The sequence below is a fragment of the Blastocatellia bacterium genome (assembly GCA_025054955.1).
In the GTDB taxonomy this organism is placed as follows: domain Bacteria; phylum Acidobacteriota; class Blastocatellia; order HR10; family J050; genus JANWZE01.
On record JANWZE010000006.1, the window covers coordinates 1 to 23,196 of the forward strand.

The 23,196-nt window shown below is 55.3% G+C and carries 19 protein-coding genes and 1 pseudogene; 17 read left to right on the plus strand and 3 right to left on the minus strand.

Translation table 11 applies throughout. The features are described 5' to 3' along the window. Positions 1-1,265 precede the first annotated feature (1,265 nt). The 6 genes from NZ823_00300 to NZ823_00325 all read left to right on the plus strand — a co-directional run bounded on the left by NZ823_00300 (position 1,266) and on the right by NZ823_00325 (position 8,085). Positions 1,266-1,784, plus strand: coding sequence for a ribonuclease H-like domain-containing protein (locus NZ823_00300; protein MCS6803570.1), 519 nt, complete (start codon positions 1,266-1,268; stop codon positions 1,782-1,784). A 356-nt stretch (positions 1,785-2,140) separates the two neighbouring features. Next, positions 2,141-3,541 carry a class II fumarate hydratase gene (locus NZ823_00305; protein ID MCS6803571.1) on the plus strand — a complete coding sequence of 467 codons (1,401 nt, stop codon included), beginning with the start codon at positions 2,141-2,143 and terminating at the stop codon, positions 3,539-3,541. Between the two features lie 173 nt (positions 3,542-3,714). Next, positions 3,715-4,167: a DUF4149 domain-containing protein gene (locus tag NZ823_00310; protein ID MCS6803572.1), complete on the plus strand. Its 453-nt coding sequence runs from the start codon at positions 3,715-3,717 to the stop codon at positions 4,165-4,167. Positions 4,168-4,181: 14 nt separating this feature from the next. Next, positions 4,182-5,468, plus strand: coding sequence for an aminotransferase class V-fold PLP-dependent enzyme (locus NZ823_00315; GenBank protein MCS6803573.1), 1,287 nt, complete (start codon positions 4,182-4,184; stop codon positions 5,466-5,468). 6 nt (positions 5,469-5,474) lie between these two features. Further along, positions 5,475-6,539 carry a saccharopine dehydrogenase NADP-binding domain-containing protein gene (locus NZ823_00320; protein MCS6803574.1) on the plus strand — a complete coding sequence of 355 codons (1,065 nt, stop codon included), beginning with the start codon at positions 5,475-5,477 and terminating at the stop codon, positions 6,537-6,539. 286 nt (positions 6,540-6,825) lie between these two features. Then, on the plus strand, positions 6,826-8,085 hold the full coding sequence (locus tag NZ823_00325) for a hypothetical protein (protein MCS6803575.1): 1,260 nt from the start codon (positions 6,826-6,828) through the stop codon (positions 8,083-8,085). Between the two features lie 235 nt (positions 8,086-8,320). Here NZ823_00325 and NZ823_00330 read toward each other — a convergent pair whose 3' ends face one another. From NZ823_00330 to NZ823_00340, 3 genes are all read right to left on the minus strand, one after another. Then, complete coding sequence (locus tag NZ823_00330; GenBank protein ID MCS6803576.1) at positions 8,321-8,935, minus strand: thioredoxin family protein; 615 nt, start codon at positions 8,933-8,935, stop codon at positions 8,321-8,323. Between the two features lie 29 nt (positions 8,936-8,964). Continuing rightward, the gene (locus tag NZ823_00335; GenBank protein MCS6803577.1) at positions 8,965-9,807 is read right to left on the minus strand and encodes a protein-disulfide reductase DsbD family protein; all 843 of its coding nucleotides are present in this window, start codon (positions 9,805-9,807) and stop codon (positions 8,965-8,967) included. A gap of 129 nt (positions 9,808-9,936) precedes the next feature. Further along, positions 9,937-10,356 (minus strand): DsrE/DsrF/DrsH-like family protein, encoded by a 420-nt coding sequence (locus NZ823_00340; GenBank protein MCS6803578.1) that lies wholly within the window; start codon positions 10,354-10,356, stop codon positions 9,937-9,939. 205 nt (positions 10,357-10,561) lie between these two features. Here NZ823_00340 and NZ823_00345 point away from each other — a divergent pair, with 205 nt between their 5' ends. The 11 genes and pseudogenes from NZ823_00345 to NZ823_00395 all read left to right on the plus strand — a co-directional run bounded on the left by NZ823_00345 (position 10,562) and on the right by NZ823_00395 (position 23,116). After that, positions 10,562-11,527 carry a methylenetetrahydrofolate reductase gene (locus tag NZ823_00345; protein MCS6803579.1) on the plus strand — a complete coding sequence of 322 codons (966 nt, stop codon included), beginning with the start codon at positions 10,562-10,564 and terminating at the stop codon, positions 11,525-11,527. 176 nt (positions 11,528-11,703) lie between these two features. After that, entirely contained in the window at positions 11,704-13,938 is a 2,235-nt protein-coding gene (locus NZ823_00350; protein MCS6803580.1) for a polysaccharide biosynthesis tyrosine autokinase, read from the plus strand. 28 nt (positions 13,939-13,966) lie between these two features. Next, a complete protein-coding gene (locus NZ823_00355; GenBank protein MCS6803581.1) occupies positions 13,967-14,737 on the plus strand; it encodes a protein tyrosine phosphatase in 771 nt (256 codons plus the stop codon). 37 nt (positions 14,738-14,774) lie between these two features. Then, positions 14,775-16,100: a UDP-glucose/GDP-mannose dehydrogenase family protein gene (locus NZ823_00360; GenBank protein ID MCS6803582.1), complete on the plus strand. Its 1,326-nt coding sequence runs from the start codon at positions 14,775-14,777 to the stop codon at positions 16,098-16,100. Positions 16,101-16,222: 122 nt separating this feature from the next. Further along, entirely contained in the window at positions 16,223-17,179 is a 957-nt protein-coding gene (locus NZ823_00365; GenBank protein MCS6803583.1) for an SDR family oxidoreductase, read from the plus strand. Continuing rightward, complete coding sequence (locus NZ823_00370; protein MCS6803584.1) at positions 17,176-18,438, plus strand: nucleotide sugar dehydrogenase; 1,263 nt, start codon at positions 17,176-17,178, stop codon at positions 18,436-18,438. Before NZ823_00365 ends, NZ823_00370 begins: the two co-directional genes overlap by 4 nt. A gap of 12 nt (positions 18,439-18,450) precedes the next feature. Next, positions 18,451-18,969 carry a hypothetical protein gene (locus tag NZ823_00375; protein MCS6803585.1) on the plus strand — a complete coding sequence of 173 codons (519 nt, stop codon included), beginning with the start codon at positions 18,451-18,453 and terminating at the stop codon, positions 18,967-18,969. 167 nt (positions 18,970-19,136) lie between these two features. Continuing rightward, positions 19,137-20,078, plus strand: a complete 942-nt coding sequence (locus tag NZ823_00380; GenBank protein ID MCS6803586.1) for an SDR family oxidoreductase — start codon at positions 19,137-19,139, stop codon at positions 20,076-20,078. Between the two features lie 155 nt (positions 20,079-20,233). Then, a pseudogene (gene cysC, locus NZ823_00385) lies at positions 20,234-20,797 on the plus strand (adenylyl-sulfate kinase). Positions 20,798-21,040: 243 nt separating this feature from the next. Next, on the plus strand, positions 21,041-22,183 hold the full coding sequence (gene sat, locus NZ823_00390) for a sulfate adenylyltransferase (GenBank protein MCS6803587.1): 1,143 nt from the start codon (positions 21,041-21,043) through the stop codon (positions 22,181-22,183). A gap of 531 nt (positions 22,184-22,714) precedes the next feature. Beyond that, positions 22,715-23,116, plus strand: a complete 402-nt coding sequence (locus NZ823_00395) for an MmcQ/YjbR family DNA-binding protein (GenBank protein ID MCS6803588.1) — start codon at positions 22,715-22,717, stop codon at positions 23,114-23,116. The last annotated feature ends 80 nt before the right edge of the window (positions 23,117-23,196 follow it).

Here is a 23,196-nt window from a genome sequence, read left to right on the forward strand (position 1 = left end):
CCTCTGCAAATAACCATTTTCATGGTTCGTGGCCAGCGCGAAGCTCATGGGCGATTCCTCTGAAAATCGCCACAGATTTCACAGATTGACCCCAATGATGCTCTCGGTGACAATCGGTGCAATCTGTGGCCGACTCCTCACTCCTCTGAAAATAACCATTTTCATGCTTCGTGGTGTGCGCGGAGCACATAAGCGATTCCTGCGGCCAATCTGTGGCTATTTTCGGAGGAATCCTATGCCGGGTGTAGAGGAAAAGGCCACGTGTTTGTCAAGGCGTCGCTGTGTGGGCGCCCGCTGGCCTAGGATGTGTTGAACCGAGCGAGCTCGGAGCAGCGGCGGCAGCCGCCGCCCGCCAGATGGTGGCCAGACGTGCGACGTGTGGGGGGCGTCATCCCCAATCGTTCGCGTCTGAAGGGGCGCCACCCGTTTCCCATCGGCTCGTTCTGTCCACTCGCTGGCCACCAACGGGCTGCTCTGGCGCGTCTGCAACGCGTCACGCTGGCTCGGTCTGCTGCTGCGGAGGTTACACGTCCGGCAAGATTGTCAGCGGCCGATGGCGCGGCCTCTGGATGCTGACCCACCATCATGATGATGTCATACAAATGCGCACAGAAAGTCGGAGACTGCCGCTTAGGAACTTCTGCTCCTGCTCTCCATCGGGCTTCATCGAACAATGGCCTTTCTTCGGAGGATTGGTATTACCTTGAGCAGTTTCAGGCGGGCCACTATCTTGATTCAGGGAGGACGATGAGTATGGATGCCATACTTGAAACTGTTGAACCGGAGACCGCCTAGAGGATTGTGGAGCAGGCCAAATTGCACGGGCTTTCTGTGAATGAGTACCCGAAAAGCCCGCTCGCAAACGAGACCGATTTCATTTCACGGCCATCTTGTACGACTTGACGTATACGACTTGATTTCACCGTTCAAGGTAATGGTCCATGCCAAGGGGCAAGCACAGCTTTGATTGTCGCCGTGATTTGAGCGCTTTGACGGACCAAATCAGTTTCGCACTTGACGACCTCGTTGTAGAATGAGAAGCCGTCCGAAAAATGGAGTTCGGAGCTGGCGACCTACTTCGAGCGGTTTGTGAATGAGTTTACCCTGGGGCGCGCGCTTCCAACGTGCATCAGCCTGTGGGATGCAGGGCCCTCAGGCTAAATGCAATTGAAAATCGCTCTAGTGAAAAGGTGCTCAAGGCATTCATGTCTGGCGCGCGAGGTCGGGTAATGGAGCAGTATGCACAACAGATGTCTGGGGTCTGAATGTCTGAAATTTATTTTGATGTAGAGACACTGCGGCTTTCACACGAAGTGCCGGGCGGATGGTCGAACATACGGGGTTTCGGCTTGGCCGTGGGTGTGACGTGGGATGAGCGCAACCAGTTTCGCGTATGGTATGAACAAGACGCCGTCCGATTGATCGAAGAGCTGGGGCGCTTTGACCGCATCATCACATTCAACGGCGAACGATTTGATTTTCAGGTGCTCTCGGCCTACGGCGACGTAAGCATGCTCTACGGGAAATCGCTCGACCTGTTGAGGGATTTGAAACAGAAATTAGGATTTCGCTTGAGGCTGGAATCGTTGGCACAAGCGACGCTGAATTGCAGCAAAAGCGGGGCCGGCGAAATGGCCGTCAGATGGTGGCGCGCTGGCCAGATAGACAGAGTCGTTGCCTACTGTCAGCAGGACGTGCAACTGCTCGTGGACGTCGTTCAATTTGCCCGCGCCAACGGCTATGTGAGAGTCCCGCCGCGATATATTGTGCGAGTTAATTGGTGAGTTGCGTCCCTTGCGGATGTAGTACAGGCCTGACGCCTGTGCCACATTTGCATTCTTCATGGCGTGCCATAGCCTAGGGAGGATTCTCCCAAAAATAGCCACAGAGGCCGCATGAGGGGACAAGGGGAGAGACGGCAAAGAAGGAGAAGGCTCTCAGTGGACTCTGTGACCTCGATGGCTTTTTTTTCATCCTTCATGGCGTGCTGTTGTGCATGGACGATTCCCCAGTGAGGCGATAGGACGCTCGTTCATCACATTTTCCTAACTCGTGTAAATTGCCTTCGGCTCTTGCTGCTCTGTCTGCTTGGCAATAAACTTGACCCTCATCCCACTTCATACAGAAGGAGACCTCAGCCATGATTGAATATCGTATTGAAACCGATTCGCTCGGTGAAGTCCGCGTGCCTGCCAATGTCTATTACGGCGCGCAGACACATCGCGCGAAAGAAAATTTCCCCATCAGTGAGTTGCGTTTTCAACGTCCATTTATCCGCGCCCTTGGATTGATCAAACGAGCCGCTGCCGAAGTCAATATGGAGCTGGGATTGCTGGATGAGAAGTTAGGCGCGGCGATCGTCCAGGCAGCGCAAGAAGTCGCTGACGGCAAGCACGACGACCAGTTCGTCGTGGATGTGTTTCAAACTGGTTCGGGCACGTCAACCAACATGAACGCCAACGAGGTCATCGCCAATCGCGCCATTGAAATCCTCGGCGGTGAGATGGGCACGAAGAAACCTGTTCATCCGAACGATCACGTCAACAAAGGCCAATCGAGCAATGATGTAATCCCTACTACGATCCACATTGCGGCGCTCGAATCCATTAAAAAAGAGTTGCTACCAGCGCTGGCGCATCTGCATGCGGCGCTCGATGCCAAAGCAAAGGAGTTCGATGATATTGTGAAAATCGGTCGAACGCATTTGCAAGACGCGGTGCCGGTTCGACTGGGACAGGAATTTAGCGGCTACGCCTCAATGGTGGCGCATGATATTCGCCGTGTGGAGAACATCTGCGAGCACCTGAGCGAGCTGGCGCTGGGCGGCACCGCCGTGGGAACCGGCTTGAACATGTTGCCAGAGTTTCCTGGTCGCGTCATCCAGCGCATATCGGCGTGGACCGGCATCCAGTTCAAGCAAGCTCCGAACCTGTTTGAAGCGCTTGGCTCCAAAGATGCAGCAGTTGAAGCTAGCAGCGCATTGAAGACCGTGGCATGCAGTTTGATGAAAATTGCTAATGACATTCGCTGGCTCGCGTCGGGTCCGCGGTGCGCGATTGGCGAAATCAATTTGCCGTCGTTGCAGCCGGGCAGCTCCATCATGCCGGGCAAAGTCAATCCGGTCATCCCCGAAGCTGTGCGCATGATCGCCGCGCAAGTCATCGGAAACGACCTGACAGTGAGCATCTGCGGGCAGGGCGGCGATTTTGAATTGAACGTGATGATGCCCGTGTTGGCTTACAATCTGCTTCAGTCTATTCAGTTGCTCGCCAACGGCTCGCGCGTCTTGGCGGATAAGTGTGTCAGCGGCATCACGGCCAATCGTGAGCGATGCGAAAGCCTCATTGAAGGGAGTCTGGCGATGGTCACGGCGCTGGCACCGAAGATCGGTTATGATGCCGCAGCAGCGATTGCCAAAGAGGCATATACCACCGGTCGCACCGTGCGCGAGATTGCCAGAGAGAGGAAGGTGCTGCCCGAAGCCGAATTGGAGCGCGTGCTGGATCCGCGTCGGCAGACGGAGCCGGGGATTCCAGATTAGCGAAATCCCGGATTGGCGAAATCCTATTGCCGCAGGACAGCCGAGATGACACATGAAACCGTGAAACGCAAACGGCCGGGCAACACTTACCTGTGGAGATGTCGCCGGGGTCGAGGAAGCAGCAACTGGAGAGTGAAACGGAATTCCATGACCCAGGCAACGGAAGTGAAAGCATGAATGCGATGCTGAACGGGCTACTTTTACTGGCATTGGGTATCTGGCTTGGCAGCATAATCTTTTTTTCATTTGTGGTGGCGCCCGTGTTGTTCCGCGTGCTCTCGCCGAGCGATGCGGGAAAAGTCGTTCGCGCCGTCTTTCCTGTGTATTACCTCATCGGGATGGTGTGTGGTGTCGTAGCCGTGCTAACGCTTTGGGGCTTGACGAGCGGGCCAGGATGGGCGCCAGCCACGCTGTGGCAAGTCGGTTTGTTGCTGGTGATGGTGCTCATCAATCTGTATGCTCGACAAAGTTTGATGCCGCGCATCAACGCAGCGCGTGATGCCGGTCAGATGCAGCAACAGCAGTTCGATCGCTTGCACCGGCAGTCGGTGATCCTGAACGGTGTTGTGCTCGTGTTGGGACTGATTGTGATGGCGTTGATCGGTGGCACAGCGACCCTGATTTGATGAGGAGGTTGATCATGAATCGTCGTCATTTCTTTCGCGCAATGGCTGCGCCGGCCCTGTGGCCGCTGGCCAGCAGAGTTCAGGCTAACACCCGCGATCCGAAGAAAGCGCCTCCTGAAGATAACTGGCCGGCGCCGGATGATCCACAGTATTGGCGCTGGATTCGTCAGCAATTTCTTATTCCGGCAGACGAAGCATTCTTCAATACGGGCACGTTGGGCGCTTGTCCGCGTCAAGTGCTCGATGCCGTGATCGAAGACATGCGATTGGTTGAGCAGACGCTGGCGCATTGGGATTATCGTCCAGAGAATCCGGATTGGTTCAGCGGCTATCGCCCGTTTGTGGAGTTGCGTGAAAAGTTGGCGCGACTCATTCATGCCAACGCACAGGAAATCGCGCTCACGCAGAACGCCACGATGGGCATGAATTTTCTGGCGCACGGATTGGCGTTGCAGCCGGGCGACGAAGTGCTCAGCACCGATCAAGAGCATCCCGGCGGACGCTGCGGCTGGGAGCTGCGTGCGCAACGACATGGGATCATCTATCGTCAATTGGAAATTCCCGTTCCGACGCCTGATCCGGAGACGGTGATCCGCATCTTTGCCGAAGCGATCACGCCGCGCACCCGCGTGATCACACTGCCTCACATCAGCTCGATGCTGGGCATCGTCATGCCGGTGGCAGAGATTTGCAAGCTGGCGCGTCCGCGCGGCATCTTCACCATTGTGGACGGCGCGCAGGCTGTCGGTCAGTTACATGTGAATGTGAAAGAGATTGGCTGTGATGCCTACTATTCGAGTCCGCATAAGTGGTTGTTGGCGCCGCCGGGCAATGGGTTCCTTTACATTCGCCAAGACAAGCTCAACGATGTCTGGACCACGCTGTGCTCCGGTGAGTGGAATAATTATCGCGATGGCGCATACCGGTTGATGCAGTACGGGACCGGCAATCGGTCATTGCTCAAAGGGCTGGAAGCGGCGATTGATTTTCACCAACGGATCGGCCCTGACCGTGTCCAGCAGCGCATCATCGGGTTGGCCAATCGGCTGCGCGACGGGTTGCGCAGCATCAAGGGCGTCAGCATCCTCTCTCCCATCCATCCGAAGTTGGCAGGCGCGATGGTGACCTATCGTGTGGAGGGACTCACCGGACCACAGTTGATGGATGAGTTGTGGAAGCGAAAAATCCGCGTGCGCTCGATGGGCGTGGAGAATGGCGTGCGACAGTCGGTCCACATCTATAACAGCCCGGAAGAGATTGATGCGACGTTGAAGATTGTGCGCGAATTGGTCAAAGCATAGCTTGCCATGATCACCGTATTAGCGGCCACAGGCTTCACCGGTCAACTCGTCGCTCGGGAAGTGAAGCGGCTCGGCCTGCCGCTGCGTCTGGCAGGGCGAAGCGCAGAGAAACTCAGTAGATTCGCGGCCGAGCTTGGTCACGGTGTTGAGACAGTTGTCGCTGATGTGAAGCAGCCGGAAACCTTGTTACCGATATTTGAAGGAACAGGCGTCCTGATAAACTGCGCCGGGCCGTTCACTGAACTTGGCGAGCCAGTGGTGGCGGCGGCTGTCCACCACGGCGTGCACTATCTGGATACAACCGGTGAGCAGGCCTTCATCAAGCTGGTCTTTGAGCGGTATAGCGAGCTTGCCAAGCAAAAAGGTATCGTAGTGGCCCCGGCCACTGCGTTTGAATATGCGTTGTCCGATGCGGCTGCTGCGTTGGCTGCTCGAGAACTGGAGCCGTGCGATGAGATTTCCATCGTGTATGCTGTATCTGGATTCGGCGCGAGCCGGGGAACCAAGAAATCGGTCTTACGGGTGTTGACCGATCAAGGCTATCTCTATCAAAACGGAGAATTGGTGCCCACGGCGCCAGGCCGTGAACAACGCACCGTGCATTTGCCAAGCGGCCGAAAGCTGACCGCCGTGTCGTTTCCCGGTGGAGAAGCGATTCTCGTGCCCCGACATGTCCGCACGCAGGCCGTCATTCCGATGATGGCGCTGGAAGCCACAACAACCGCTCTGCTGGGCATCGGGCTGCCGTTGCTTCGCGCGGCGATGAAGACACCAATGCAACGTTGGCTGCTCGGCCGTATCGAAGCGGGCGCCGTTGGACCGACTGACGAAGAACGGAAGAACAGCCGCTTCACAGTGGTGTGCGAAGCCAGTCGTGGTGAAGACCGGCACGCCGTGATTGTTCAAGGACGAGACCCCTACGGCCTGACGGCGACAATCGCCGTCGCTGCGGCTTCACACCTGCTCAGGCACGGAGCCGCAGAGACTGGCGCGCTCTCGCCAGCTATGATTGCTGGACCGGAACTGATCGTTGAGAGCACGCGCGCAGCCGGCGTGACCTGGCTTGGATGAAATCTCAGCTTGCTGGTCGAGTTGCTTGACAGACCTCAACTTCGTCTGTTAAGGTAACAAGGCCCGGTGGCGAGAATGTAAGTAAACGATGGTGAGGGAAATTATCAAGCAGAAGTCCTCGTTACCTATGTCTTCAAACACCGGCGTGCTCGGTTTGAGTCAGTCCTGATGAGGTCTTATTTGATGATGGCGCGCTGGCTTGTTGATGGATGCACGAATGTACGAGAATCGGTATTTTCATTCCTTGAAACGGGCAATCCCGCAAATCTTCAGTTTAGGAGGAGAAATGAAACAACGACTCACAACAGTGTTGATTGGTCTTTTGATGATGGCGATGCTTGTTGGCACGAACCTATCTTCCGCTCAAGGGACGCGGGCCGAAAGGGAGCCAAACAACAACAAACGTCAGGCTGAAGCCTTATCACAAGCCGTTGGGACAGAAACGATCACCGGTCGGGTCAGGATTGGTGACACCAGTTCGTTTGTTGAACAATTGGAGGTGGACTTTCAGTTGAATGATCCGCAAGAAGATTGGTTCTACTTTGATGTTGGTGGCAGCAAGCCGAATGTGGTTGAGTTGGGATACCAAGTTGGATGGACGCCGGCTCAGCCCGACGTGGATAGTTGGGTTCTCGGTGATGCTGTGGACTTGCTGTATACCGATGAACTCTGCGGTCATGATGCTGCTGCCTCATTAGACAACCCGGAGATCATGGACAATCGGTTGTTCTATCGTTATTCAAATCGTGCGGAAGAAGCCAATGGTGAGAATCCACGCTTGCCGGAGATGTCGCGATATTATGTCACGGTGTCCAACTATGACCCGACGCCGGCGCCGGAAGCTAACTATAGATTGGAAGTAACGGTTCCGGCGCGAGGCACAACGCGCAGTGTGCGCCACACGGCCAGCGGCTTTGGTCCGTGGTTTATCGTGCGGGCTGACAGCTTCCGAACGCCGCGCAACACACTGGAAGCCCTGACACGCATTACCCCACCGGAATACCCAGCCCGGTTGGATAGCATGACGTTTTTGCAGTTCAATGTCGCCAATGGTCCGATGGTTAATGACACGTTCCAAATTGTTGCTTACTTGGATCCCGACGGCGATGGCAATTTGGCCAATGCTCGACGAGTTGTGAACCGCCAAGCGCGCATCACGTCGTTGCCAACACAGATGAACCGGGGTAATTTCCTGACCTACGATATGAGGGCAGACAATGTCGTTGCAACCAGCGGCGACATTTACGTCGGCGTTCAAACAGACCGTCGGAGGAACCGCGTCCACATTCCATTCGACGGTGACCGTTTAGGGTTCTATCGCAGCCCGATCTCCCTCGATGGTGGTGACTATGCCTTTCTGCAGATCAATAGTGACCTGGTCGGTGGTCCACTGATTTCCAATGTCGGTATTGATGCGCAGTTGACAATCAACCCAACAGGTAAGGTATCCACCCCAAGTCCGGTAGTGGTACGACCGGCAAAGGTTAAGTTGATGGGCGAACTGAGAGACGTTTCACTCAGGCCGATTCCTGAGAATCTCAAATAGCACGCTCACTCGGCCGTTATTGGTTGTTGATTGTTTTGAAAGCCATTTGCTCCTGAGAAGTGAGGAGCAAGTGGCTTTTACTCAGCCGAGCCCACGAAACACATGAAAGGCACGAAAAGCAAGGCTTGGGAAAAATGAGAGACGCACTCCCTACTGGCTCCTCTCTAATTTCTTATTCCGTCTTTTCCTTGTCCCATTGCTCGTGTGTTTCGTGGGCTAAGCGGTTGCTTTCTTGTTACTTGGCGAATTTCACCGAGCAGCCGTATGGCTTGGTCTGCGGCATGCTGATTGGTTTGCCGGCCAGCAACTCGTCGAGTGCTTTGGCGACGTAGTTGACTTTGTTTTCGCCCTTGTTTCCTCGCGGGTCATCGTCAATCGCCCCTTGGTAGACGACTTTCCCCGACTTGTCAATGATGAACATGTGCGGGGTCGTCTTGGCTCCATAGAGCCGACCGACCGTCCCTTCGTGATCATCCAGGATCTGGTAGGGAAGCTGATAGTCCGCGATCCATTTCTGGTTGGTTTCCTTATTCATGTAGTGTGTCGTGTTGATAGCCAACCAGATGACGCCTTTGTCTTTGTACTTCTGGGCGAGGCTTTTCATCGTCCCGGCCTTGTAGTGGCGTTGAACGTAGGGACAATCCGGATTGATCCATTCGAGCACGACGATCTTCTTTCCGGAGAAGTCGGACAGACTCACCTTCTTCCCGGTTTGATCTTCCAAGCTAAAGGCCGGAGCGGCTGCGCCCACCGAAGCCGTCAGATTGCCGTCCTCGGCTCGCGTGAAATAGAGCCACGCTGCTCCTGCTACCACCAAAACTGCAATGCTCAAAGCTGTTACCTGTTTCATATTGCCTCTGCAAAGGAATTTTCAAAATTTTACCCTCGCAGCCGCACCGGCACGATGACGCCTTTTCGTACACCATCGGTATCGGTGTAGACTACGAGTGATTCTAAGACAGTTGATGACAGTCGTTGACCCGGCAAGATCGCCACTTTGAATGAAACTTGTGTTTGCGTGGCCTGTGTTTGGCAGGTCACGTCTTCAATGACGAGCGCCTCATCTGCTGTGGGATACCACTCCACGTGAAGGGGGGCTGACTTCCATTGAATTGAGAGAAGGAAAGACCCGGCTGTGCCGTTGGGCGGGATAGAGCCTGACGTTCTCACCATCAGCGGACTATCAGCGCCCGTGCTCTCTTGCGGAAGCCGCCTCTGCCAGCTTGCGAACAACTCGGCATTGGCCGGGGCCGCTGCTTTGCTGACCGGCAGCGTGAGACTTAGATTGGCCTTACCAGGGATGCAGACCTGCTCACAAGAGAGCCACTCGACTTTGGCTTGAATCCGAATGGTTGATCCAAGTGATACCGTCTTTGGCGCGAGCACCTTGGCTATGAACAGAACCGAATCAGAATAGCCGTAGCCAACGATGTTTCCTGGTTGATCGAACCTCGTCGGGATAGGCCATTGCAGTGGGCCGAGGACGAAACCTTGGGGAACTTTGAACTCAACCAACGTTGGCAAACCGGAATCGCCCGGATTCTTCCAATACACGTGCCAACCAGGCTTCATCCGGAGCAGCACACCCACTGTGAACGATTTTCCCGGTTGGATCGCCGCCACGTCGGCTAGCAATTCAGCCTGCACCGCGCCTTTGTCGGTTGAACCGCTACACGGAAGCGCCAAGAGGCAGAGCACAACGAATGTAATCCACAGTTTCATCGGATTTGAGGTCGGGATTCTAGTGATCAAAAGCGATTTGCGTCAAGAGAACGCGGCTGACTTCTAGCTTCTGGCTCCTGCCTCACACATGGACCTTCTCCAGACTATTGGTATCAGATGAAACTCCCGTTAAAACGTTAGGACAGCATCGGCATCAGACACGGCGGTTTCCAGAAATTCTTTGATCTCGCAAATTGCGTCAATTTCCGGGATGAGGTCCTGTTGGTGCAACCCGCAGATGAACATGGAGGAAGCACAGGCGAAGAACTGCACGTCGTCGCCGTGCTGTTTGGCGTCGCGAAGAAATGTGTGCAGCGTGTGGAAGTCGGCGGCCTGTAATCGAGCCAAAACGGCTTCTCCCAGGCCCTGATAGGCTTGTGAGAAATTGGTTTCGTTGATGTGGCTGTTGGTGACTTTCAGTAGCGCCTCATCACGAAAGAAGACGCGGACAGAGCGGTCGGGCACGGCTGTCAGCGCGCGGATCAATGTGGCCACCTGAACGAAGTTATTGAAGCTGCCTCGCGAGACGATGACGGCGACTTTTTTCAACTCGATCCTCCCTGTGTATGAAGTTGGCTCATCTGTTATCGGCCTTCGATCAGGCGGTTCAGCCGCTGATCGTTGCCGATGGCTCAGGCCTTGAAAATAGCAGATTGGTCGAGCAGACGCCAAGCGAAAGAATTAGTGAAACGCCTTGAATCATGACGGCAAGGTCTGGTATAAAAAGGCTTTCGATTAAGGAGGTTGTTCACGAGTGAGTTTGCTGGGTGCACTCCGGCGGAAACGACAACAGAATGAGCATGTGTTCAGTGTCGAGATTAGCCCGCCGATGAACTATCCGGGACTGGTCAAGACCAGCGAACTGTTGGAGGCGCTCAAGGCGCTAGACCTGGACGCACTGGCTATCACCAACAGCACCGGAGGCAGCTTCAGATTGAATCCGCTGGCCGTTGTGGAAGTCGTTCAGGCTTCCATGCGCGTCCCCATCATTGTGCATATCACGGCGCGGGATGAAGGCTCGTACCGAACGGTTTACACCCATGTGGACCAGATGGCGTTGCACGGCGTGGCGCATGTGTTGATCATTCGCGGTGATCCCAGTCCGGTCAATTCGCGCCAGACCGACGCCTACAAATTCACCACGGTGGAATTGGTCAAGCTGATGTATGACTACAGCCGCCAACAAAACTACGCGCTGGAAATCCTGGTGGCTGGACATCCGGAATGGCAGAGCACATTGACCAAGCACATGCGCTACCAAAAGCAGAAAATTGACAATGGCGCGCAGGGAATCATTGCCAACATCGTCACCGACGCCGACAGTTATTGCCGCTATGTGGATGCCGCGCTGGCTCATCAGGTGAATGTGCCCATCTTTCCATCGGTCATTCCATTAACCAGCCTGACGCGGTGTGAGTTTTTGCGCAAGACGTTACACGTGCCGGTTCCCTCGTCTGTTACTGAGCGATTAAGTCGCTTCACTGAGAAGGAGGACCTGCGCCGCGCCGGTGTAGAAATTTCTGGCCAGATTGCCCAAGAGCTGTTGCGACGCGGCGCGCCGGGCATCAATTTCAACGTCATTTTTCCTCAAGACGTGCAATCGGTCAAAGAATTGTTGCAGCAGGTGCGCGGCTACGCGAGCATCTGGGAGAAATATCAAATTGATGACCCGGAGGAAATTGAGTATTTCGGCGGCCTGCGAGAAGGCTATTTTAAGTGACGATGGCGTATCAGCAGTATGGATGTTGTGATATACTGGTGGCCCTTAACGCGCGAGGGGAGTGCATGATGGCCTCACGGCAAGGAGCAAACGTGGTGAAGCAGCGCACAGGATCACCTTTGAAATGATGGCGCGAGTGACGTCAATCGCAAGAGATTCAGAGCGGGATTGAGCTTATGTCGCAGCAAGACGAACGATCCTATTTGCCGGCGCCGGTTCATGACGAGCGTGAGCCGGTGACCAGATTTTACGCGGCTGATTGGTATCGCCATGCCACGACCGCGCAGCGCGATGTTCATCTGCTGGATTACTGGCGCATTCTGAAAAAGCGAAAGTGGATTGGACTAGGCGCGTTGCTGGTGGTGGTCACAGTGACGGCGATTCGCATGTATCAAGCGCAAGCGATTTATGTGGCCTCTGGCAAGGTGATCATCAATCAGCAGATGCCGATCCGTCTGGCCAACGATCAAGAAGGCACGATTGTGGCGGCTAATGACGCCCAGTATTTGGAAACGCAATTGAATGTGCTGCGGAGCAAGGCATTGGCGCGACGCGTGATTGATGAGCTGGCGCTGGCCCGGCGACCTGAATTTGCCGACCTGGCCGGCGTCGCTGATCCGACGCTGCGAGACAAGCTGATGCTGGATCGGTTCCTTGGCGGCCTGGATGTGAGCCTGCTGCGCAACACGCGAATTGTTCAGGTGAACTATGCTTCGCCTGACCCGCAACAAGCCGCGCTGGTGGTCAATACGCTGATGGAGCAGTTGATCAAATACACGATTGACGCGCGACTGGAATCAACCCGGCAGGCGCGGGCGTGGCTCAATGAGCGGCTCACCAAGCTCCAGCAAGACTTAGAGGAGCAGCGGGAAAAGCTGGTGCAATACGGCAAAGAGAATCAAATCGTCGAGGTCGGTGAGAATCAAACGATTGCCATTGAACGCTTGATGGATTTGAACCGTCGGTTGGTGGAAGCCGAAGCGGACCGCATTCAAGCAGAGGCGCTCTATAACCTGAGTAAGAAAGCCTCTGCTGATACGCTGCCGGTGGTGATGGCCGACCCGATGGTGCAAGTGCTCCGGCAACGCATCGCCGAGGATCAGCGACGATTGATCGAATTGGAAAAGCGGTTCACCAACGAATGGCCTGAAGTCAAAACCTTGAAGAGCCAGATCGAGGAATCGGAGCGTCAGTTGCAGGAAGCCAAGCAGCGCATCCTGGCCAAAGTGGAGGCCGACTATAAGACGGCGCTGGCTCGTGAGCAGAAATTGCGCGAGGAATTAGCCCGTCAGCGCGAAGAAACCGTGCGACAAAATGAGCAGGCCGCGCGGTTGTCTATTCAAAAGCAGCAGGTTGAGGCCAGCGCGCAAGTGTATGGTGGGTTGCTGCAAAAGCTGAACGATGTTGATCTGCTATCCACGCTGGAGACGACCAACATCCAGATTTTGGATCGCGCTCAGCCGCCGACCGTGCCGGCCCGTCCGCGCAAACTGTTTAATATCGGCGTGAGCGCACTGGTCGGATTGCTGGTGGGCATCCTCCTCTCGTTGTTTGTCGAGTATCTGGATAACACGGTGAAATCCACCGAAGATGTTGACCGATTGCTGGGGTTGCCGTCGCTTGGCGTGGTGCCGGCGTTGGAGAGTCTGGAAAGGAAGGGCCGCCTCTCGTTGCCTCGTTTGCATAGCAGCAGACAGTCTTCCGGTCCAATTTTGATTGTGGATGACCATCATCGGTTGAGTTTCGGCGAAGCCTTTCGCTCGCTGCGCACATCGGTGCTGCTGTCGAACGCAGAACGACCGCCGCGCACGATTCTGTTTACCAGCAGCAGTCCGGGCGAGGGCAAGACGACAACGGCGGTCAATATGGCATTGAGTCTGGCGCAAACCGGCGCTCGCGTCATTGTGGTGGATGGCGATTTGCGCAAGCCTGGGTTGCACAAAATGTTTCGCATGAAAAATCAACATGGCTTGTGCACCTACCTGACGCAGGCGGTTGATCTCGGCTCCGTCATCGAGCACAATCGGTTTGAAAATCTCTCGGTGATCCCTTCGGGGCCGATTCCGCCCAATCCGTCTGAGCTGCTCTCGTCCAGCAAGATGCGTGAAGCTATCACGCTGCTCAGTCAGCAGTATGATTTCGTCGTGATTGATTCGCCGCCGGTTTCCACGCCGGATGCGTTGATTCTCTCGACGATGGTGGATGGTGTCATCATGGTCATCCGCTGTGGACGAACGCCGCGCGATCTGGTGCACCGCGCGAAGCAGTCGCTTGATGACGTGAACGCGAAAATCTTTGGCGTGGTGCTCAATCGTGTGGATGTGAATCAGGACGGCTACTACCATTACTACCGCTACTACTACTACTACTCGGATCAGCAAGCTGAGGAAACACCGCCGGCGGTCACATAAAGACCGACGCAGCCGGGGGCGCGCGCGTATGATTGACATTCACTGTCACATCCTGCCAGGCATTGACGACGGAGCCAGGTCGTTCGATGAAGCAGTGGCGTTGGGTGAACTCCTGATCAAGGAAGGCGTCAGCACGGTGGTAGCGACGCCACACGTCTTTCATCTGCGCTACGCCACGCCAACGAGCGAACAGATGCTGAGCCGATTGACATGGTTGAATGAAGCGTTTGCTGGACGGCTGCGGGTGGTCTGCGGCGCTGAAGTATGCGCTGTGCCGGAAGCGCTCAGCGTGTTACGCCGTCCAGAGCTTTTGATCAACGGCGGGCCTTATATGCTGGTCGAGTTTCCCAGCGAGATCGTGCCGCATGGCGCAGAAAACTTGTTGTTTGAACTGATCGCATCAGGCGTGCGCCCGATCATCGCTCACCCTGAACGGAATCGTGTATTGGTGAATGATCCAGAGCGGTTGCGCACGTTTGTACACATGGGGTGCTATGCACAGTTGACTGCGCCCTACCTGCTTGCCAACAACAGCGCGCGGCGGCTGGCGTTGCGATGGATTGAGTCGGGCCTCATTCATTTCGTTGCGTCGGATTCACACCGCTCGGATTGGCGTGCGCCGCGCCTGGCTGCGCCATATCAGGTGGTGGAGAGAGAGTGCGGCGCGGCTGTCGCACACGCCCTGTTTGTCGCCAATCCGCAGGCCGTCATTCGGGGTGAGACGTTGCCGTTTGCGCCTGAGCTGCGCGTGTTCAACAAAACAAAATCAAGCTGGTGGCGATCGCTATGGGGAGGTTGAGAGGGAGCGTGTAGAGCAATCAGCGAGGAGCGTTTGTATGGCGAACGTGTGTGTTATTGGCGCCGGGCATGTTGGCTTGGTCTCGGCAGCCTGTTTTGCGAAGTTAGGTCATCAGGTCATCGCCGTGGATAAAAACGAAGAGCGGATTCGCCAACTGCATCAGGGGCGCAGTCCATTTTATGAGCCGGGGCTTGACGAGTTGCTTCATGAGGCCGTAGCCAAGCAGCGGCTCATGTTCTCGACCGATGTTGCTGACGGAGTCAACCGGAGCGAGATCATTTTTATTTGCGTGGGCACGCCGCCGATGGCGGATGGCGGAGCTGACTTGTCACAGGTGGAAGAGGTGGCTCGCATGGTCGCGCACACGATGACCGATTACAAGCTGATCGTGGAGAAGAGCACTGTGCCGGTCAAGACCTCTCAGTGGATCAAGCGGACGGTCGGCTTATTCAAGCGCAGTGGCGTTGAATTTGACGTGGCCAGCAACCCAGAATTCTTGCGCGAAGGCACGGCGATCAAGGATTTCATGGAGCCGGATCGCATCGTCATTGGCGTTGAGTCGGAGCGGGCCAAGGCGCTGATGCTCAAACTCTACGAAGGATTCAATTGCCCGGTACTGGTGACAGACATCAATACCGCCGAGATCATTAAGCATGCGTCCAATTCATTTCTGGCGATGAAAATTTCATTTATCAACATGATCGCCGATTTGTGTGAGCGCACGGGAGCGGATGTCCAGATGGTGGCCGAGGGGATGGGCTATGATCGGCGGATTGGTCGTTCGTTTCTCAATGCGGGCGCTGGCTATGGCGGGTCATGTTTTCCGAAGGATGTCAAAGCGTTCGCCAAAATCGCCGAAGATTTGGGATTGAACTTCGAGTTGTTAAAAGAAGTTGATCGCATCAACGAATCGCGCGTGGGCCGGCTCATGGAGCGCCTCAAAGAAGCGCTTTGGATGTGTCGCAACAAAACGATTGGCGTGCTCGGACTGGCGTTCAAGCCGGACACGGATGATATACGCGAATCGGTCAGCCTCAAAGTGATCCGGCAGCTCCTGGATCAAGGCGCGCGCTTGAAGTTGTATGATGCCAAAGCTGCTGAGAACATGAAGCGCGAATTTCCTCCTCAGCCGGACATCGTGCAATACGTTGATTCACCGTATGAGGCCGCTCGCGATGCCGAAGCGCTGCTGATCTTGACCGAGTGGGACGAATTCAAGCATCTGGATTTACCTCGTGTCAAAACGCTCATGCGCACGCCCATTATCGTGGATGGACGCAATGTGTTTGATCCGGCGCGGGTGCGCGAGCTGGGTTTTGAATATTACTGCATGGGGCGACAGAGTGTGCGAAATCATTTCTAACAAGCGTCAGTATTTCAGCCTTCAGGTATCAGGCTCATGGCTTGGCCTGTATCCGAGGTCGAGGCCTGATGTTTGAAATCTGATGTCTGAAGTCTGATGTGTGAAATCTGAGGTTTGGTCAGATGGCGACAGTATTGATTACGGGTGGAGCGGGATTTCTTGGATCGCATTTGTGCGATCGGTTTATCACAGCCGGCTGGGATGTGATTGCGATGGATAGCTTCTTGACAGGCACGCCGGATAATATCGAGCATCTGTTGGGGCATCCCAGTTTCCGCTTTATCAAGTACGATGTGACGCATTACGTCTATGTGGCGGGACCGGTTGACCTGGTGCTGCACTTTGCCTGTCCGGCCAGTCCGGCTGATTATTTGCGGTACAAAATTCACACGATGAAGGTAGATTCGTTGGGCACGCTGCACACGCTTGGACTTGCCAAAGCGAAAGGCGCGCGGTACGTGCTCGCCTCAACGTCCGAAGTCTACGGCGACCCGACGGTGCATCCGCAGCCGGAAAGCTACTGGGGCAACGTCAATCCCAACGGTCCCCGCTCCGTTTACGATGAGGCCAAGCGCTTCTCTGAAGCGTTGGCGATGGCCTATCATCACACACATGGGATTGATGTGCGGATTGCGCGTATCTTCAATGTCTACGGCGAGCGAATGCGCATGGAAGATGGGCGCGCCGTGCCGAACTTCATCGTGCAGGCGTTGCGTCAGGAGCCGATCACCGTCTACGGGGATGGCACGCAGACCCGCAGCTTTTGTTACGTCAGCGACCTGGTCGAAGGTGTCTACCGGTTAGCGACCTATCCGAATATCGCTGGAGAGGTGATCAACCTGGGCAATCCTGACGAGTACTCGCTGTTGCAGATGGCGCGGTATGTTAAGGAAATTGTCGGGGCTTCGTCGGAGATTGTCTTCAAGCCGTTGCCACAAGATGATCCCAAGCGGCGGCGGCCGGACATCACCAAAGCGCGCATGCTGCTCGGTTGGGAACCGCAAGTCCCATTAAAGGAAGGCATGCAGCGAACGGTCGCCTACTTCAGAAAGATGTTGGAGAAATACGGACAGGCATGAATACAGTTGCCGTTATTGGTTTGGGGTATGTTGGTCTTCCGTTGGCGCTGGCGTTCGCTGAAGAGAGGCTGCAGACCTACGGCTTAGACGTGGACGCTGAGCGGGTGGAGAGCTTGCGACGCGGTGTCTCCTACATTGGTGATGTGTCTGATGAGGAGCTACGGCGCGTGCGCTCCCACTTCACGCCGACGACCGATTCAACGATCCTCGGACAAGTGGACGCAGCGATCATTTGCGTGCCGACGCCGCTGCGTAAGACGAGGGACCCGGATATTTCGTACGTCATCACAGCCGCCGAGGAGGTGGCCAAGCATCTTCATCCGGGTATGCTCGTGGTGTTGGAAAGCACGACCTATCCGGGCACAACAGAAGAAGCGCTCAAGCCGTTGCTCGAAGCCACTGGGCTCAAAGTCGGAAAAGATTTCTTTCTGGCTTTTTCTCCTGAGCGAATTGATCCGGCCAATAAGCAGTTCACCGTGCGGAACACACCGAAGGTGGTCGGCGGCGTGACACCAGCTTGCACGGAGCGAGCCGTGAGTTTGTATCGGCGCGTTGTGAATCAGGTCGTGCCGGTGGCCTCGGCGACAACAGCCGAGCTGACCAAACTGCTGGAAAACACGTTCCGCGTCATCAATATCGGGTTGGTGAATGAAATGGCCATGTTGTGCCATCGCATGGGCGTTGATGTCTGGGAGGTAGTCGAAGCCGCTGCCACCAAGCCGTTTGGCTTCATGCCGTTTTATCCGGGGCCGGGCATTGGCGGCCACTGTATTCCGGTTGATCCGTTGTATCTGTCGTGGCGAGCCAAAGGGTACAATTTCACCACGCGCTTCATCGAGTTGGCCGATGAAGTCAATCGTCGCATGCCTGAATACGTGGTGACGTTGATCGCTGACGCCTTAAACAATGTTGGTAAGCCGATCCGCGGATCGAGGATTTTGTTGCTGGGGATGGCCTACAAGAAAGACGTCTCAGATGTGCGCGAGTCGCCGGCGTTGGAGGTGCTGGAGCTGCTCAGCCGCCGCGGCGCTCGGCTCAGTTACCATGATCCGTTTGTGCCCCAACTTGTTCAGCAGGGTCGGCCGTTGCGCTCTGTGGCCTTGACCGAGGCGGTGTTGGCCGAGAGCGATTGTGCTGTGGTGTTGACCGATCACAGCGCCTACGATTGGCCCTGGATCGTCAACCATTCAAACCTCGTCGTGGACACCCGCAATGCGACAAAGGCGCTGGGTGCTCACCCGAAAATTTATCGGTTATAAACGTTGATTGTTATGAGTGACGAATCATTTCGCCGGCAGGTCTTGTGGTATGCCATTCATACCAAGCCTCGGCAGGAAGATATAGCGCAATTGAGCTTGCAGTCGTTGGGGTTGACTACGTTTAATCCCAAGCTGAAGGAGAAGAAGCTGGTGCGCGGCGTTCAGCGGGAAGTGATCAAACCGCTGTTTTGCAGTTACATTTTCTGCAAGTTTCGCGTGCACGATTCCTTTCGCGCGGTCAAGTACGCGCGTGGCGTCCGTGATATTGTCGGCACAAAGGAAGAGCCGACGCCGGTGGACGACGAGATCATTGCGATTATTCGTCAGCGGATGGTGGACGGCTATGTGACCATTGAAGCGCCCAAATTGCAACCGGGCGACACCGTGGTGGTCGAGGAAGGGCCGCTCCAAGGCTTTGTCGGCATCTTTGAACGAGAGATGAACGACTCTGAACGCGTCGTCATTTTGTTGAACACGATCAAATTTCAAGCGCGCGTCGTGATGGAACGTAGCAAATTGAGAAAACTGTGAACAAGGTGGTACGTGGTCGGAGTGCTGGCAGACGCGAAAAAGGTGAAGATCAGCTTGGTCAAGCTCGATCTGACCTACAGTCGAGCCTGTGCCGTGCTGTCAAACTCGAACAAGGCGAAGATCAGCTTGTTCCGGTATAGTCCAAATCACGCAACGAGGAGCAACGCATGGCAACATATTTAGTCACCGGCGGCGCCGGCTTTATTGGTGGGCATCTGGTCGAAGAATTGGTTAGGCGCGGTGAGCAGGTTCGCGTGTTAGATAATCTCTGGGAAGGGAAGATGGAGAATCTGGCCGCGGTGGCCGACCGCATTGAATTTATGAAAGAGGACCTGCGCGACGAAGACGCAGTGCGCCGGGCTGTGCAGGGCGTGGATATTGTCTTTCATCAAGCGGCGTTGCATTCGGTTCCTCAGTCAGTTGAAGACCCGATTTCCAGCAACGAGGTCAATATCACCGGCACGTTGTTACTGCTCCGAGCTGCTCACCAGGCCGGCGTCAAGCGTGTGGTCTATGCTTCGTCCTCGTCCGTCTATGGCGACAGTGAAGAAGAAGTCCAGTCAGAAGCCCATCTGCCGACGCCCGTTTCGCCCTATGGCGTTACCAAGATTGCCAATGAGTATTATGCCCGCGTCTATACAAAAACCTATGGGTTGGAGACGGTGGGGCTGCGCTATTTCAACGTGTTCGGCCCGCGGCAAGACCCAGCGTCCGAGTATGCCGCTGTGATTCCTCGCTTCATCTTGCGAGCCTTGCAGGATGAGCCGCTGGAAATTCACGGCGATGGGTTACAGTCGCGGGATTTCACCTATGTCAGTAACGTGGTTGATATGAATTTGCTGGTTGCGACGGCTCCTGATGTGGCCGGCCAGTCGTTTAATGTCGGTTGCGGCCAGTCCTATCAAGTGCTCCAGATCAAGGGCTACTTGGAAAAAGTGCTGGGCAAGCCGCTGAAGTCTTATCATACGGCGCCGCGTCCGGGTGATGCGCGCTACACACGCGCCGATATGCGACGAGCAGAGCAACAGCTTGGATACCGGCCCAACGTCAGTTTTGAAGAAGGTCTTCGCCGAACGGTTGACTATTTTCGCCAACAGCTCGGTCTGTAGACGACAGCGCGCGCTGCTTTATGACGCTGCGTTCTTTATGACGACGAAGCAATATAGCACGCACTGGCAACCAGACGACGGCTGGCGCTGCTTCATTGCCCGTTTTCATTCTGATGGCGCAGCAATGGCAGCCGAACTAAGCATGGCATGAGCTGATTGCGCATGCCGATCACGACTTTTTGCGAAGGAGACTATTCATGCCGAAAGGATTTACCGTTTGGTTCACCGGGTTGCCGAGTTCCGGCAAAAGCACATTAGCCAGGATGCTCGAACCCGTCTTGCAACAACGAGGCTATCATGTCGAAGTGTTCGATGGCGATGAAGTTCGCCTGCGCCTCTCGAAAGGGCTTGGGTTTTCTAAAGAGGATCGCGACGAAAATATTCGGCGCATCGCCTACTGCGCGAATCTGGTCACACGCAGCGGCGGCGTGGCCATCACCTGCGCGATCTCACCGTATCGGGACATCCGTGAAGAAGCGCGTCGCGAAATCGGACGGTTCGTTGAGGTGTTCGTGTGCTGTCCGGTTGAAACCTGCATCGAACGCGACGTCAAAGGGCTTTACCGCAAGGCGCTGGCCGGCGAGATCAGCAATTTCACCGGCGTCTCCGATCCCTATGAAGAGCCACTGAACCCAGAGATTATTGTGGAAAGCCATCGCGAATCACAGCAACAGAGTTTGTCCAAGATTGTTCAGGGGCTGGAGTCATTGGGGTACATTCAGCCGGAAGGATTTGGCGGCCTGACCGAGGTGTTGATCCCGACGTATGTCTACCGGCAGATTGAGCAACGCCTGATCAACAACGGCTCGTCGGATGTCTCGCATTACGTCACCGAATTGTTGATGCAAAAATTGAATGAACCTGAAGGCCTGGTCATCAGCGGGCAGCAGCGTGAAGCGATCTTGAACCGACTGAGGGACCTGGGTTATCTGGATTGATACGACAAAGGAGAAAAAGCACTCATGATTCCAAAACCACACGGCGGCAAGTTAGTCAATCGCGTGTTGACAGGCGCCGGGCGCGAGCAGGCGCTTGCTCATGCGCCGCACCTGCCGCACCTGCCGATCAGCGATGAACTGGCGACCGACGTGCTCAACATCGCAACCGGCGTGTTCAGTCCGCTGGAAGGCTTCATGGGCGAAGAGGATTTCAACGGCGTCCTGCATTATAAACGGCTGAGCACGGGCGTGCCGTGGACAATTCCTATCGTGCTTGATCTAACGGCTGACGAAGTCAAGCGCCTGAGCAGCGAAGTGGCGCTCACCTGGCAAGGACAACCACTTGCTCTTTTCTATCCGGGCCGACCATTTCGCTACGACAAAGAGGTGTTAGCTCAACAGGTCTACGGGACGACCGATCGCCGGCATCCCGGCGTTGCGCGCACCGAAGAAATGAAAGAGTTTCTGGTCGGCGGCGCCATTGATCTGCTCCACGAGCCAGAAACGCCGTTCGCGCAATACAGCTTGAAGCCAATTGAAACGCGCGTGCTGTTTGAAGCCAAAGGCTGGCGAACGATCGTCGGTTTCCAGACGCGCAATGTGCCGCACCTGGGCCATGAATATGTGCAGAAGACTGCGATGACGTTCACCGACGGATTGTTCATCAATCCCGTCATCGGTCGCAAAAAACCGGGCGACTTCAAAGACGAAGTCATCTTGAAAACCTACGATGCGCTGATCAAGCATTACTACTTGAAAGAGCGAGCTGTCATGGCCATCCTGCGCACGGAGATGCGCTACGCCGGGCCGCGTGAGGCGATCTTCCATGCTATTTTGCGGAAGAACTTCGGCTGTACTTATTTCATCGTCGGACGCGATCATGCTGGCGTAGGAAATTTCTATCATCCGTATGCTGCGCAGGAAATTTTTGACGAGTTCCCTGATCTGGGCATTGTGCCGCTGTTCTTCACCGCATTTTATCATTGTCGGCGCTGCGGCAGCGTGGCCAACGAAAAGACCTGTCCGCATGGCCCGGAAGATCGGTTAGACTTCAGCGGGACGCAGTTTCGTGATCTGGTTACCAAGGGGACGATGCCGCCAAAGGAATTTGTTCGTCCGGAGGTCGCCAAGATCATCGTGGAGTTCCCAGACCCGTTTGTCACCTGAGGCGAACGTCACGGCGAATCACCGCCGCATGCCTCCTGCGTTTGAGGCCTGGGGCGGCTTCGCTCAATACGGGCCTAATACAAATTGGCTTGCGAAAGGCCACGTTTCACGAAGCATCCAGAGCAGTAGGACATGAACTTACTGAGCGGCCATCTCCGATTTTCAATCTTAAAAACCGTTCGATCTCCTGGTAATCGCGCAAGCACTGGTTGGACAGTTTCCGATTGCCGGGGAATCGTCCGTGTTCGATGGCACACCACAAAGGATGAAAAGTTCGTAGCAGCACCTTTGATGGGGCGATAGGCGGCGATGAATCACCTGACTACGAGTCTACTTTATAGGCAAGGGATGAATAAAGCCACCGAGGTCACAGAGACCACAGAGAGCCCTCTCCGTCTCTGCTCTCTGTGATCTTTGTGGTCTCTGTGGCCATTTTCCCGGAAGGACCGGGCTTTCGATGCATACCCGGTTGATCGGCTTTGGTGAGAATCGCCTGCCTCAAGCTGATCAGACTGGCGAGGCTTTCTCTCTATGGACGTCGAATCAATCCGCCATTTTTGCCTCTCGTTGCCCCATGCGACAGAAGACATTCAATGGGGAGATGATCTGTTGTTTCGTGTGGGCGGCAAGATATTCGCCATCATTGATCTGAATCCACAGACACCCACGCGGCTCTCGTTCAAGTGTACACCTGAGCAATATGCCGAGTTGATCGAACACGAAGGCATTATCCCGGCGCCCTATCTGGCTCGCTATCACTGGGTCGCGCTTGAGCACCTTGATATTTTGTCCTCGTCGGAACTCAAGCGATTCATTGAAAATTCCTATCGTTTGGTCTTTGATCGGCTTCCCCGCAAAGTCAAAGCACAACTTCAACCGATGCAGCCCGTGATGGATGTTGATGAGCCGGAGCGTCGCGGGCCGGCCCGCTGAATGCTGGTTCGATACATAGCGAACGCGTTGGGCTGAGACCATGCGTGCGTGCTGCGGTTGCAACTACAGATTCTTGGGGC

What these genes read in the sequence shown, in the direction of transcription:
- NZ823_00300 (MCS6803570.1), top strand. Translation starts at nt 1,266, where the DNA reads ATGTCTGAAATTTATTTTGATGTAGAGACACTGCGGCTTTCACACGAA.
- NZ823_00305 (MCS6803571.1), top strand. Translation starts at nt 2,141, where the DNA reads ATGATTGAATATCGTATTGAAACCGATTCGCTCGGTGAAGTCCGCGTG.
- NZ823_00310 (MCS6803572.1), top strand. Translation starts at nt 3,715, where the DNA reads ATGAATGCGATGCTGAACGGGCTACTTTTACTGGCATTGGGTATCTGG.
- NZ823_00315 (MCS6803573.1), top strand. Translation starts at nt 4,182, where the DNA reads ATGAATCGTCGTCATTTCTTTCGCGCAATGGCTGCGCCGGCCCTGTGG.
- NZ823_00320 (MCS6803574.1), top strand. Translation starts at nt 5,475, where the DNA reads ATGATCACCGTATTAGCGGCCACAGGCTTCACCGGTCAACTCGTCGCT.
- NZ823_00325 (MCS6803575.1), top strand. Translation starts at nt 6,826, where the DNA reads ATGAAACAACGACTCACAACAGTGTTGATTGGTCTTTTGATGATGGCG.
- NZ823_00330 (MCS6803576.1), bottom strand. Translation starts at nt 8,935, where the DNA reads ATGAAACAGGTAACAGCTTTGAGCATTGCAGTTTTGGTGGTAGCAGGA.
- NZ823_00335 (MCS6803577.1), bottom strand. Translation starts at nt 9,807, where the DNA reads ATGAAACTGTGGATTACATTCGTTGTGCTCTGCCTCTTGGCGCTTCCG.
- NZ823_00350 (MCS6803580.1), top strand. Translation starts at nt 11,704, where the DNA reads ATGTCGCAGCAAGACGAACGATCCTATTTGCCGGCGCCGGTTCATGAC.
- NZ823_00355 (MCS6803581.1), top strand. Translation starts at nt 13,967, where the DNA reads ATGATTGACATTCACTGTCACATCCTGCCAGGCATTGACGACGGAGCC.
- NZ823_00360 (MCS6803582.1), top strand. Translation starts at nt 14,775, where the DNA reads ATGGCGAACGTGTGTGTTATTGGCGCCGGGCATGTTGGCTTGGTCTCG.
- NZ823_00365 (MCS6803583.1), top strand. Translation starts at nt 16,223, where the DNA reads ATGGCGACAGTATTGATTACGGGTGGAGCGGGATTTCTTGGATCGCAT.
- NZ823_00370 (MCS6803584.1), top strand. Translation starts at nt 17,176, where the DNA reads ATGAATACAGTTGCCGTTATTGGTTTGGGGTATGTTGGTCTTCCGTTG.
- NZ823_00375 (MCS6803585.1), top strand. Translation starts at nt 18,451, where the DNA reads ATGAGTGACGAATCATTTCGCCGGCAGGTCTTGTGGTATGCCATTCAT.
- NZ823_00380 (MCS6803586.1), top strand. Translation starts at nt 19,137, where the DNA reads ATGGCAACATATTTAGTCACCGGCGGCGCCGGCTTTATTGGTGGGCAT.
- sat (MCS6803587.1), top strand. Translation starts at nt 21,041, where the DNA reads ATGATTCCAAAACCACACGGCGGCAAGTTAGTCAATCGCGTGTTGACA.
- NZ823_00395 (MCS6803588.1), top strand. Translation starts at nt 22,715, where the DNA reads ATGGACGTCGAATCAATCCGCCATTTTTGCCTCTCGTTGCCCCATGCG.